A 12,335-nucleotide genomic window follows, 5' to 3' on the forward strand; every position below is an offset into this window, starting at 1 on the left:
GTGGTGCCACCGGGGTTGCGGGGCAGCGGGACGTGGCCCGGGTCGGCCGGCTCCTTGTCCGCCCGCGAGCGGCGGAACAGCAGGACGATGAGCAGGATCCCGACGGCGACCATGGCGATGCCGAAGAACATGACCACCGAGCCGCCGGAGGACTCCTCCTCGGCAGCGTTGCTGACGGCGCCCGCGCCCTGACCGGCGGCCAGGCTCGGGTCCGCCGCGCCGGCCCGCACCTCGGTGGCGACCGCGCTCGGGGTGGGCGACGGCTTCTTCGACGGCTTCGGCGTCGGCGAGGGCGTGGCCCGGGCGCCGACCACCCGGGACGCCACCGCGCCCCGGCCCAGGGCCCGCCCGAGCGCGTCGCTGGCCGCGCCGCTGACGGCCAGCCGGCCGCCCGGCACCTCCGCGGCGAACGCCACCCGGTAGCGCACCGTGATGCTCTTGCCCTTGCAGAGCCTCGGCTTCAGGGGCGAGGTGGCCGACGTGGCCGCGCTGCCACGAGCACCGGAGAGCGGCACCGGGAACCAGCGTCCGCCCACGTTGACCTGCGCGCTGACCTGGTCGGCGCGCAGGCCGGCCAGGCGCAACCCCAGTGCGGTACGCAGCAGCACGCAGCCGTCGCTGCGCTTGCGCACCTCGATCGAGACGCTCCCGGCGGAACCGCCGGCGGTGAAGCTGCCGGCCGAACGCACCCGGACCGAGTCGCCTGCGGCGAGCGCCGGCGTCGCGCCGAGCGCCACCAGGCCGCCCAGCAACGCGCAGACCGTCGCAAGCCGCGCCGCGTGCCGACGTACCGCCATGATCACCTCGCCGTTCCTCCCCCGACGGGGGTCCGCCGGTCAGGCTACTACCGGGCCCCGTCGGGGCCCGATCATTGAGCGCTCCGGATGTGCGCCGTATTACCCCGCGACCCGGTCCGCGCACCCTGGCCGGCGGCGGAACGGTCACGCGTCCGTCGGTCCGGGCCTACCGAACCCGGCGGCGGCCCGAGGCGGCTCGCGGGCGGTCGCTCCGGCGGCGGCCTCAGGTGGCGCGGGTGGTCGCTTCAGACGGCGCGGGCGGTCGGGCCTCAGGTGGTACGGACGGTCGTCTCGGCGGCGGCCAGGGCGTCGCGGCAGAGCCGGTCGGCGGTACGGGTGGTCTCCGGCAGCCGGTAGCGCGGCGTCAACGCCAGCACCCGCGCGGTCGCGTCGTCGAGGCTCATCCGGTGGCCGACGCTGACGAAGACCGGCTTCACGCCGTCCCGCGTACGCAGCACCCGACCCACGGTCTCGCCCCCGTCGCGCAACGGCGTCCACGCGCCACGGCGCCCGGCCGGCGGCGTCCACTCCCCCAGCAGGGGCGTCTTGCCCACCCCGATGGCGGGCAGGCCGGTCACCACGCCCAGGTGGCAGGCGAGCCCGAACCGGCGCGGGTGGGCCAACCCGTGCCCGTCACAGACCAGCAGCTCGGGAAGCACGGTCAGCCGGTCGAGCGCGTCGAGCAGCGCGGGCAGCTCGCGGAAGGCGAAGAGCCCCGGGACGTACCCGAACGCGGGCCGGCCCACGCTCACCGCCGAGTCGACCACCGCGAGGGTCCGGGCGTCCAGCACGGTCACGGCCGCCGCCAGCCGGTCACCACTCTCGGCGTACGCCACGTCCAGCCCGGCCACCGTCGCGGGCTCGGCCGGACCGGGCCCGGCCAGGTCCACCAGTGGCCGCAACCGCTCCTGTACGGCAAGCGCCTCCGCCACACTGCCCGGCCTGTCGATCCGGGGATCCGACGCCCCGGTCGTCTCCACCCGCGCGGCTCCGGGTTCGCCCGACGTCACGACGGCCCGTCGGTACGCGACCTGTCGGCGCCCTGCCCGTCGGTACCCGGCGTCCCGGAACCCTCCGGGCTGACTCGCTGCCGCTCGGCGCCCTGCCTGTGAGCGTTCCGCCCGTCGCCGTCCTCGCTGCCGGGACCGCTGACGGCCTCCTTTCTGTCGTCGTCCTCGCTGTCGGCGCTGTCCTCGTCTTCGCTGTCGTCGTCTTCGCTGTCGTCGTCTTCGCTGTCGTCGTCTTCGCTGTCGTCGTCTTCGCTGTCGTCGTCCTGGGTGCTGCCGGCTCCCAGGGCGACGGCGAAGGCCACCCCCATCGCGATGCCGACGCCCATACCGGCGGCCCCGTCCAGTGCGGCCAGGCCGATGACCAGACCGAGCAGGAGGCCGACCGGCCAGGCCCAGGTGTTGGAACGCCACCCGCCAGGGCCGGACGACTTCCGCCCATTGTCTGTTTCAGCCATTTCGCCATGGTATTCCGGCCCGGCAAGCCGCCCCGATTCCACGACCCTCCAGGACGGCAGGCGCCTACTGCTCCTCCGGGAAAAGTTGCCGTCGGAGCGGAGGGCCGTCGTCGGGGTGCAGGGACTTGTTCGACCAGCCGAATCGCCGGGTGTGGGTGTCGCCGAGGGGAACGCCTCGATGGGGCCTGGATTGGCTGACTTCTCCGCAGCCATGCCACCGCGCCCAACCGGAGCCGCCATAGGTTCGCCCGGCGCGGCTGCAAACTCAGGAAGGGTTGCTTCCCTCAGTCCCCAGGGAAGGATCAGCCGCGGGGTCACCCGCTTGCTGAAGTTGCTCCTCGAACATGGCGAACGTCTTTCGCCTGACCCCCCGAACCAACGCCAGTTCCGTCGTCGTCAGACGTCGCCCTTCGGCCTGGGCACTCTCTACGATCGCCCTGACTGTCTCGTACAACGCGAAGACCGGCCCCTCGCCCCGCAGATAGCGACCACGATCATGCTCTGTCCACTGGATGAAGGAGTCCACGGTCAGCGAGCTGATCTCCCCGCCGACGGCACCCAGAATCTCCCCAATCAGATCGTCGGCACGTCTCCACCCGCCAGTCTTCCTGGACAGCCTCCAAGCGGCGATCCCCCCGTCGGGAGTCCGGACCATTTTCACTGGAGATTTGAAGTAGCTAAAATACGCCGGCAACACCAAGCCTGGCAATTCAGACATCACTCAGTCCATCATCCAAAGTAGTCTGTAGGGCATTCCAGAAATGGATTTGCTCCTGCAAGAGGACGCCATTGAAGATCGCTTGCTCCATGTGAGACATGTTACGGCCCTGCTCTTTTGCAACGGCCTTCAGGTCGCGTCGCACCTCATACAGAGCATGTTCCCACTCAGCTACCTCATCGAGAGCCCGCAGGTGGAGACGAAATTCGGCAACATGCCCATTTGAGGCGCGGATCATCAACTGCACATCCCGGTAGCCGCTCATCTGAGGACTGATGAAGCGGTCGTCGAACTCAACGACGTCCAGTGCATTGTCGACTCGAATCGAAGCGAGCGCATCGTACAGCTCTGAGATTCGACCGAAGGTGACCTTCGCAGCAGCAAGGTCAGTCAACAGAGATGCGTCTCCCTCATACTTATCAACCTTATCCTCCACCCGCCGCCTATCCTTTGGGCCCGGCCGCCCGGCCGAAGTCGCCGGGAAATGGGCCTGAGAAGCGAGCCGCTCAGCCAATGCAAGGACTTCAACTTGAGCCCGAGCCGCCTCCACATACAATTGATCAATGTATTGTTTTCGGTAGGCCACATCCTCGCTCCGACCGAAATCAAAGCCAGGCTGTGTAGCCCTCTCACCACTCCTCATGAAGTGGGCCGAGGTAAGCCTCTGTTCGCCGCTCAGAGGCGTAGGATCCGGAATAGGCACCTCAATGGTTGCGACCGCCTCTGCCCCGCGCTCAGCGATTTCCTGAAGCACAGAGGCGAGGACATCGATCGCCTGTTGCTGGCTAGCGAGGTGATGCAGCGTCACGGGACGTGCTGTTAGGGAGTTCGCCAGCTCCGGCGTTGCGAGCATCATCCGCGCCAGGTCGGGCCTCTGGGCAAGTTGACGAACCAGGGTTTCGGCGAGCATTGGCTCACCGCGGGGTGGTTCCTTCCAGCTCTCGTCCAGCATCCGCTGCACGCGTGGATCCGCGAACAGCCGTGCCACGTCTTCGGCGCCCGCGTCGTCAAGTTGCGGTACGAGTCGCCGGAGTGTCGGGGGGTCTACGCCGGCTGCCACCTCGGCCGGGGTCACGCCGGCGGCGAAGACCCGTTCCAGGTCGGGCTCTGCGGCCAGGATCGCGCCGACGGCAACCGGGTTCCCCGCCCGTTCCGCCTGCGCGCGTTCCCGCGCCGCCCGCAGGTCCTCGGGCGATGTGTCGCTGCGTTCGGGAGCCGGTCCCGCCTCGTCGGACCGTCGTGGGTGCCCTGGTGGCATCGACCCGTCGGACGGAGCCGAGCCCGGCCCGTCCAGCAGGTGCATGCGGTTGAGGAACGGTTCGCCGTAGCCCTGGTCGGTGTCGACGGGTGGGTACTGCGGCAGGTCCGGTCGCTGGCTGAACCGCCCCCGCCGTAGCCCGCCCAGCGGCATCGGTCTGCCGTCCGAGCCGATCACCAGGACCTCGGTGTCGACGGCGTTGTGCGGATGCGCGACGCCGTGGTGCCGGTACAGGGGTGTCGTCGACACGGCGCCGGTCTGCGGGTCGAGGTAGAGGATGGTGCCGTTCTGGTTGAGGGCGACCCAGATGTGGGAACCGCCCTGTTCCCAGTTGTTGATGACGAAGGCGAAGCTGCCGTGGCCGCCGAGGCGGAGCTGGTCGTGCAGGTTGCGGTATCCCGTGTCGATGGCCCGCTGCCGCTCAACGCCCTGGATGTCCTCGGTCGGCTGGCAGAGGCGCTGGAAGCGGCCTCCGGTGATGTCCTCCACCCGCCCGATGCCGTCGCGTTCGCCGTTGATGGGGCACGTGATGTCGCCGGCCAGGTAGGCGTCGAAGGTGCGGGGGGCGGCCACCCGGGGGCGACCGTGCATCCAGGTGTCGAACATCGACAGGGTGCAGTCGATGCAGTTGATGCCGCGCGTCGGGTCGGCCTGCGGTCCGCCGTCGTTGACCAACCCGAACCAGCCACCCACTCGCGGGTCGGCGTTGCGCCGCACGCTCCCGTCGGGTTCTCGGGGCACCTGCCGTTCGATGTCGCTCTGGTGCAGGGCCAGCGGCGGACGCAGACCGCCGGGCCGGCCGTAGTTCCGGGACCGGTCGATCGGCGGCGGATGGTCGTCACCCGTCAGCGCCGAACGGTCGACGGTCTCCACGGCACCGTATGCCAGGTCACCGACGTCGTCGTTGATTCGGCGGAAGTCCGCAGGATCGACGACGCCGACGACGGACGGCACGACGCCGCCGGCCAGTACGGCTTCCGCGTAGTCCAGGTACTCCCCGTACGCCCGCATCTCGTCGTTCGCTGCCCGCTCCCACCCGTCAGCCTGGCGCGCCTGGCCCGTCTGGTGCAGATGGAAGGCGTGGGCGGCGAAGTCCCGCGCCCTCTGGTGGTGCTCGTCCGCGCGGGCCCTGAGTCGCACAGCTTCGTCATAACGGCGCTTGTCCTCGAACCACGCCCGCTGCGACTCGTAGTAGCCGCGGTAGCGACGTCTCTCGAACGCGTCCCGGTCGAGGGCCCACTTGGCCGCGTACCACTCGGGGCTCCTGACCCGGGGGCCGGCCGAATCATGCTGACCGGCCGCTGCCGGCGTGTCGCTGCGGACGTGCGGATTCGGCTCGGCTGCCGGCGCATCGGGCGGAGGCAGCATCGTCGGTGGTGCCGGCTGCGGCTGTGCCGGCACCGTTCCGGTGGCTCCTCGTGCGACGGCGGGCTCGGGACTGGCGACCGACGGAACCTGGCCCGCACCGGGGACGGAGGCAACCGTTCTCGGCTCAGGGAACGAGGCGGGGGGCGGCCCGACCGTCGCGGTGCCCAGGCCGGTGCTGGGCCCGCTCACCGGCGCCGCTGTCGGCCCATTCGACGGGCCAGCACTCGCGACGTTGACGGAGCCGGCGCTGCTCGCGGCGTTTCCGGAAATGGTCGTCTGGCCCTCCACGCCGACCGGGACGCCCCCGGCGGCGCCGTGGACGGGCGCTGCTGTCGCGACAGAGGAGAGAGTCGGGCTGGGTGCGGACTCTGGCAGCGCGGGCAACGTGGCCGCGACGGTCGCGCCGACCCGTTCGGTTCCGGCAGCGGTCACAGGCGCGGTCGTGTCACCCGCTTGGGCGGCGGCGGTGGTCGTCGCGGGACCGGTCGGCTCCGTCCGGGCCTCCGTCGACGGCCGGGCCGACGGTGCCGTCTCCGCAGCGGTCACACCTCGCTGGCCCTCATCTGGCGCGCTGACCGATGCCCCCGCTCCCTGGGCCGGAGGACCCGCTCCCGCGCCGGGCACGGCAACGGGCTGCCCCACCCCCGCGCTGGGCGTGGCGACGGATGGCCCGTCCGCTGCCGGCACTTCGGGAGGCGTCGAGGGCCCACCGGTTCCCGTCGACGTCAGCGACATCCCGGCCAGGGCGCTCATCTGGCCGCTGAGCCGTGCCTGCAGCGCCGCGTCGGCCTGCGCGGTGGCGGAACCACGGACACCGGACGCGGCCGCGCGGGCCGCGTCCTCCACGGAGGTCAGCCCCTGGCCCGTGGCGAGGCTCGCGGCCTGATCGGCCATCACCTCGCCGGCCATCTCGCGGCCGAAGTGCTCCCCGACCCGGGCACCCCGGCCGGTGGCGTGCCGCCCCAGACCCGCCAGCGGCGCCACCGCCCCGCCGGCCATACCGCCGAGCGCCGTGGTGCCCAACTCCGTCACGTCCAGCCCGTGCCGGCGGCCCGTCGAGTTCTGGTACGCCTGCGTGGCGAGGTTGATGCCGCCCTCCTCGGCCGCCTCCGACACGCCGCTCAGCGCAGCTCGGCGGCTGAACCCCCGCACGCCGCCCTTGGTGACCTCCTTCGCCGCCCGCTCGCCGGCCTCCTTGAGCCCCTGCTTGAGCGACTTACGCGCCAACTGCGCCATCAACCGCTTGAAGATCTGCTGCACGATCAGCCTGGTGGCCGCGATCGCCGCCCCCGCCGCGGGCGAGGCCGCACCGGCGGTGAGCACCGTCGCCACGGCCAACGACAGCAACTCGACGACCAGGATGCCCAGCTCGATCCACACCTCGAGCTTCGCGCCCTCGATGTCGCAGCCGCACTCCTCCACCAGCCGACCCAGCTCCGTGCTGACAGCCAGCAGCACCGGCAGCGGTGCCTCGTCGCCCTCCGCCACCCGACGCCAGGCGGCGTCGAAGGCCGCCGCGACCGCCCCGACGCCGCCGTACCCGCCTCGCACCTCACCAGCGGCGGCAACGGCGTCGGCACGCGGCCCGACCAGCGCCGCGGCCACCCCGTACCACTGGTCCGCCAACTCCCAGACTGCCCGCTCGTTGCCCTCCGGCCACTCGACACCGATCACCCAGTCGAGGGCCTCGTAGACCCAGCCGGGCAACTGCCAGGGCGAGTAGTCCAGCGGGTGCGGGATGGGGCTCGGCAACACACTCATCCGGGTCTCCTCAGCGGATCAGCGCTGCTGGTGCCGGTCGCCGACGCGGCCGAGCCGCCCTGCACTCGCCGCATCCGTCCGCAGGTTGGCGTCCACCGACCGGACCACATCGGCGCCGAGGCCCTCCAGGTGCCGGCCCACGCCGTCCCACGCGCGCAGGACCAGCTCCTCGAAGCCGCGGTACTTCTGCTCGAACGCGGCCCCGATGTCGTCCTTGCCCCACGGCGACCGGTCGCTCGCCGCCGCGATGGCGCCGCCCATCTGGCGGCGGCGTGCCGTGATGGCCTCGCCGGAGAGCGAGAGGTCGACGCCCCCGCGTCGGGCGCGCTGCGGGTCGAGCCAGAGCTGACCGTCCATCACTCGCCCCGGCGCAGCACGGCGTCGGCCCGGCCCAGCAACGAACCGAAGTCACCCGTACGCAGGAAGTCCGTCGCCCCGGAGCCGGCGGGCAGGTAGCCAGCCACGAGTTCCTGGGTGGCGGCGACCGCCGCAGCGCCGGCCAGGTGGACGGTCGCGGTGATCTTCCGGCTCAACGCCTTCGCGTCCCGGTCGTGGAAGACGGAGGGGTGCAGCTCGACCGAGATCAGCTCGCCACGGGCACCGGCGGTGGCAGTCACCTGACCGTCCTCGGAGCGCTCGGTCACCCGTAGTTCGGCGAGCCGGCCCTGCAGCTCGTCCAGACCGGACCTCAGTCGCTGGTAGTCCCCGTACACCTCGTCGAACCGCGCCCGCAGCGCGCGATTGGCGTCCCGGTCCACACTCTCGGCCAACGCCACCCTCCCCCGGTTACCGTCGGTAGGGCGAACCATACCGGGCGCCACGAATCCGTGGGGTCCGGTACTTTCAAGCCGTGATCGATCGCCAGCAGGCCGAGCAACTCGCCGCCGTGTGGGCCCGCCGCGAGTCACAACGCCTGGGACACGACTGCCACCCCAACATCGACGAGTTCGACCTCGGCTACGTCATCACCTCCACCGTGCCCGTCGAGGCGAGCACGATGCCCGGCGAGGCGAACACGATGCCCGGCGACCTGCCCACCACCGTCGTCGACAAGCTCACCGGCGAGGTGACCACCTGGCCGCGCGTGCCGACCGACGCGGTCGCGCAGATGTACCGCCGCAGCCGCCCGCAGGGCCCCGGCGTGCCCCGCACCGTCGATCCCGCCAGCCAACTGCTCCGCGAGATCCACCGCCTGCCGACCCCCAACACGGCGGCGCACCTGACGGTCGGGGGACGACTCTTCCGCGCGCAGGGCGCCAAGGGCGACGTCACCCTCAACCACCACCCGCTCCTGCGCTCCTACCTGGACGAGCAACCCGCCGGCCACCTCGTACGCGGCGGCGACCGGCACGCCGAGCTGATCGTCGTCTCCGACGTTCTGCACCACTACGACCACCACCGCGCCGCCGAGGGCATCGCGCCGCTCGGCATGGCCGACGCGCAGGACATCCTGGAGACCGCCCGGTTCGAGGTCCATCGGGTACGCGAGCCGGGCGATCCGAACGGCGGCCTCGCCGACCGCCCGTGCGACTCCTGTGTGGACACCCTTGTGGACTTCCACGTGCTGCCCTGGTCCGACCGGGCCTTCACGATGCCGTGGCAGCCGGACCCGCAGCCCGACCCGGTCCCGGGCCGGTTTGATCCGGACGTCGCGCAGGCACTCGTCGCGGCTGGCTGGCGGCCGCACTTCGGGGACGAGATCGTCGCCCTGTCCGCCATCAGGGACGTCGGTGCCGTCCGGGGTGAGACGTCCGCGCATCCCGACTTCCCCGCGGTCTTGTCGACACTCACCGCCTTCCCGAGCCTGGTGGGCGCGCGACGCGGCCCCGGCGAGCAGGTCTGGATCTCCCGCTTCGACATCCGTCCACGACAGGTCGCGCACACCGCCGACACGCTGGCCGACTTCGCGGCCGTGCTCGGCGTACGGCTCTTCCCCATCGGCACCGAGCGGCAGGAGAGCATCCTCGCCGTCGACGAGCGGGGGCGGGTCTTCGCGCTGGACCAGGCCGGCGAGTGGTTCCTCGGCGACGACATCGACGCCGCGCTGACCACCCTGCTGCTCGGCCGGGCGCCAGCCCGCGTACGCGACGACGGCACCTGGTGAGCGGGCGGCGCTACAGCGACAGGCCGGTCAGCACCATGACCCGGGGCTCCGTGTAGTCCTCCATGGCGCTGCGCACGCCCTCCCGCCCGACGCCGCTGCCCTTCACCCCGCCGTACGGCATCTGGTCGGCCCGGTACGACGGCACGTCGCCGACGATCACCCCGCCCACCTCCAGGGCGCGGTGCGCCGCGAAGGCCGTGTCGAGGCGGTGAGTGAAGACCCCCGCCTGCAACCCGTACGCCGAGTCGTTGACGGCGGCGAACGCGGCCTGGTCGTGCGCGACGCGGGCGACCACCAGCACGGGCCCGAAGACCTCCTCGGCGCAGACCCTGGCGTCCGCCGGCACGCCGGAGAGCACGGTCGGCGGGTAGGTTGCGCCGTCGCGCCGGCCGCCCAGCTCGATGGTGGCGCCGGCGGTGACGGCCTCGTCCACCCACGCCTCGACCCGGCGGGCGGCGTCGGCGGAGATCAGCGGCCCGACGTCGGTGAGGGGGTCGGACGGGTCGCCGACCCGCAGCTCCTGCACCGCCGCGACGAGGCGGGGCAGGAACGCGTCGTAGAGCCATTCGTGCACGTAGACCCGCTGCACGGCGATGCACGACTGGCCGGCCTGGTAGTTGGAGAACGTCGCGATGCGGTGCGCGGCGAAGGTCAGGTCCTCGGCGGTGTTCCAGTCCTCGCAGATCACGGCGGCGGCGTTGCCGCCCAGCTCCAGGGTGACGTGCTTCTCGGGCACCGAGCGGCGGATCGCCGCGCCGACCGGCCCGGAGCCGGTGAACGAGACCACCGGCAGCCGGGGGTCGGCGACCAGCTCGGCGGCGCGCTCGTTCGGTAGCGGCAGGACCGAGAACGTCCCCTCCGGCAGGTCGGTCTCGGCGAGCAGCTCGCCCAGCAGCAGCGCCGACAGCGGGGTGGCGGGGGCGGGCTTGACGATGATCGGGGCGCCGACCGCGATGGCCGGGGCAACCTTGTGCGCGACGAGGTTCAGCGGGAAGTTGAACGGCGCGATGCCGAGCACCGGCCCCTTCGGCACCCGCCGGACCAGGGCGATCCGCCCGGTGGCGGCGGGGTCGGTGTCGAGGCGTTGCAGCTCGCCCGAGAAGCGCCGGGCCTCCTCGGCGGCCCAGCGGAAGGTCGAGACGGCGCGGCCGACCTCGGCACGGGCCCACTTCAGCGGCTTGCCGTTCTCGGCGGTGATCAGCCGCGCGAACTCCTCGGCCCGCTCGGCGAGCCGCCGGGACACGTGGTCCAGGGCCGCCGCGCGGGCGTGCGCGGGCAGGACCGCGACCTCCGCGGCCACCCCGGCCGCTGCCGCGACGGCCGCTTCGACCTGGCCGGCGGTGGCGAGGGTGGTACGACCGACGACGCGCCCGTCGTACGGGTGGTGCACGGTCAGCTCGCCCTCGCCGTGTGCGGGGCGGGAGGCGACATGAAAGGCGACCGGGTCCACACGCAGCAGCGTAGACCTCCACGTGGCAGTGAGCCCGGCTGATCCATTACCGCAGTCCGCACCCCTAATACAAGTCCCCCTCACGTCTCCACATTTTGCCGTGGAGGCCCTACGCTCTTGCTCACTTTGATCAATTGCGATCGATGGCGCACCCGCCGTCGTGTAGCGAGAGGAACACCCGAGGGATGACACTCCCCTATCCAGCCGCGCGCCGCTGGCGCGCCGGTGTGCTGACCGCCGCCGTCGCCACCGCCGTGGCGTTCGGCGCCCCGGCGATGGCCGCCCCCGCCGAGGGACAGATCCTCATGGCGGGCGGCGCCACCGCCGTCGACGACTCGTACATCGTGGTGTTCAAGGACACCTCGGTGGGCCGGACCGACGTCACGAAGAAGGCGCGTGACCTCGCCGGCCGGCACCGGGGCGCGGTCAACCGGACGTACCAGAACGCGCTGCGCGGGTTCGAGGCGCGGATGTCCGAGGCGGAGGCCAAGCGGCTCGCCGCCGACCCCTCGGTGCGCTACGTCCAGCAGAACCACACCATGCGGATCAGCGGTACGCAGAGCCCCACCCCGTCCTGGGGCCTGGACCGGCTCGACCAGCGCGCGCTGCCGCTGAACAACTCCTACACCTACCCGAACACCGGCTCGGGCGTGAAGGCGTACATCATCGACACCGGCATCCGGTTCGGCCACAGCGACTTCGGCGGTCGTGCCGTCACCGGCTTCGACTCCATCGACGGCGGCAGCGCGGACGACTGCAACGGGCACGGCACGCACGTGGCCGGCACGGTCGGCGGCACCGCCTACGGCGTGGCCAAGGGCGTCACGCTGGTCGGCGTCCGGGTGCTCGACTGCGAGGGCAGCGGCACCGACGCCGGCGTCATCCAGGGCGTCGACTGGGTGACCGGCGACCACGCCGCCGGTCAGCTCGCGGTGGCGAACATGAGCCTCGGCGGCGGCTTCAGCCAGGCCCTCAACGACGCGGTGGCCCGCTCCATCGCCGACGGCGTCACCTACGGCCTGGCGGCCGGCAACGACTACGGCGCGAACGCCTGCAACAGCTCGCCGGCCAGCCTCCTCGCCGGCATCACCGTCGGTTCGACCACCAACACCGACGCCCGCTCGTCGTTCTCCAACATCGGCACCTGCCTGGACATCTTCGCGCCCGGCAGCTCGATCACCTCGGCCTGGCACACCAGCAACACGGCCACGAACAGCATCAGCGGCACCTCGATGGCGACCCCGCACGTGGTCGGCGCCGCCGCGCTCGTGCTCGCCGCCAACCCGACGTTCACCCCGCAGCAGGTACGCGACAAGCTCGTCGCCGACGCCACCAGCAACGCGGTGACCAGCCCCGGCACCGGCTCGCCCAACAAGCTGCTGTACGTCGGCGACGAGCTTGTCGCGTACCTGCT

At 71.9% G+C, this 12,335-nt stretch carries 10 protein-coding genes; 2 read left to right on the forward strand and 8 right to left on the reverse strand.

Going from position 1 to position 12,335, the window contains the following annotated elements; all coding sequences use genetic code 11:
• The 7 genes from F6X68_RS23720 to F6X68_RS23750 form a co-directional block, all read right to left on the reverse strand.
• Positions 1-797 (reverse strand): hypothetical protein (locus tag F6X68_RS23720; protein WP_370518979.1); only part of this gene is annotated, 797 nt, incomplete at its 3' end.
• 269 nt (positions 798-1,066) lie between these two features.
• Complete coding sequence (locus F6X68_RS23725) at positions 1,067-1,777, reverse strand: endonuclease V (RefSeq protein WP_151456352.1); 711 nt, start codon at positions 1,775-1,777, stop codon at positions 1,067-1,069.
• A 26-nt stretch (positions 1,778-1,803) separates the two neighbouring features.
• Positions 1,804-2,304, reverse strand: a complete 501-nt coding sequence (locus F6X68_RS23730; protein ID WP_151456353.1) for a hypothetical protein — start codon at positions 2,302-2,304, stop codon at positions 1,804-1,806.
• A 223-nt stretch (positions 2,305-2,527) separates the two neighbouring features.
• Positions 2,528-2,980: a hypothetical protein gene (locus F6X68_RS23735; RefSeq protein WP_151456354.1), complete on the reverse strand. Its 453-nt coding sequence runs from the start codon at positions 2,978-2,980 to the stop codon at positions 2,528-2,530.
• Positions 2,973-7,367: a toxin glutamine deamidase domain-containing protein gene (locus F6X68_RS23740; protein ID WP_151456355.1), complete on the reverse strand. Its 4,395-nt coding sequence runs from the start codon at positions 7,365-7,367 to the stop codon at positions 2,973-2,975. The genes F6X68_RS23735 and F6X68_RS23740 overlap by 8 nt, the downstream gene beginning before the upstream one ends.
• Positions 7,368-7,385: 18 nt before the next feature.
• Positions 7,386-7,724, reverse strand: a complete 339-nt coding sequence (locus F6X68_RS23745; RefSeq protein WP_225852389.1) for a hypothetical protein — start codon at positions 7,722-7,724, stop codon at positions 7,386-7,388.
• The gene (locus tag F6X68_RS23750; protein ID WP_327030536.1) at positions 7,724-8,143 is read right to left on the reverse strand and encodes a YbaB/EbfC family nucleoid-associated protein; all 420 of its coding nucleotides are present in this window, start codon (positions 8,141-8,143) and stop codon (positions 7,724-7,726) included. Before F6X68_RS23750 ends, F6X68_RS23745 begins: the two co-directional genes overlap by 1 nt.
• A gap of 74 nt (positions 8,144-8,217) precedes the next feature.
• On the opposite strand from F6X68_RS23750, the gene F6X68_RS23755 reads away from it, so the two are divergent.
• Positions 8,218-9,471, forward strand: coding sequence for an SUKH-3 domain-containing protein (locus tag F6X68_RS23755; RefSeq protein WP_151456358.1), 1,254 nt, complete (start codon positions 8,218-8,220; stop codon positions 9,469-9,471).
• A 10-nt stretch (positions 9,472-9,481) separates the two neighbouring features.
• Here F6X68_RS23755 and F6X68_RS23760 read toward each other — a convergent pair whose 3' ends face one another.
• Complete coding sequence (locus F6X68_RS23760) at positions 9,482-10,921, reverse strand: aldehyde dehydrogenase family protein (protein ID WP_151456359.1); 1,440 nt, start codon at positions 10,919-10,921, stop codon at positions 9,482-9,484.
• Between the two features lie 185 nt (positions 10,922-11,106).
• On the opposite strand from F6X68_RS23760, the gene F6X68_RS23765 reads away from it, so the two are divergent.
• Positions 11,107-12,335, forward strand: a 1,229-nt coding sequence (locus F6X68_RS23765; RefSeq protein ID WP_151456360.1) for a S8 family peptidase, incomplete at its 3' end; no start/stop codon positions are given.

This window comes from Micromonospora sp. AMSO12t, assembly GCF_008806585.1.
In the GTDB taxonomy this organism is placed as follows: Bacteria; Actinomycetota; Actinomycetes; order Mycobacteriales; family Micromonosporaceae; genus Micromonospora; species Micromonospora reichwaldensis.

Excerpts from the sequence above, each read along its gene's own strand:
- F6X68_RS23740 (WP_151456355.1), bottom strand. The coding sequence starts at position 7,367 with ATGAGTGTGTTGCCGAGCCCCATCCCGCACCCGCTGGACTACTCGCCC.
- F6X68_RS23735 (WP_151456354.1), bottom strand. The coding sequence starts at position 2,980 with ATGTCTGAATTGCCAGGCTTGGTGTTGCCGGCGTATTTTAGCTACTTC.
- F6X68_RS23745 (WP_225852389.1), bottom strand. The coding sequence starts at position 7,724 with ATGGACGGTCAGCTCTGGCTCGACCCGCAGCGCGCCCGACGCGGGGGC.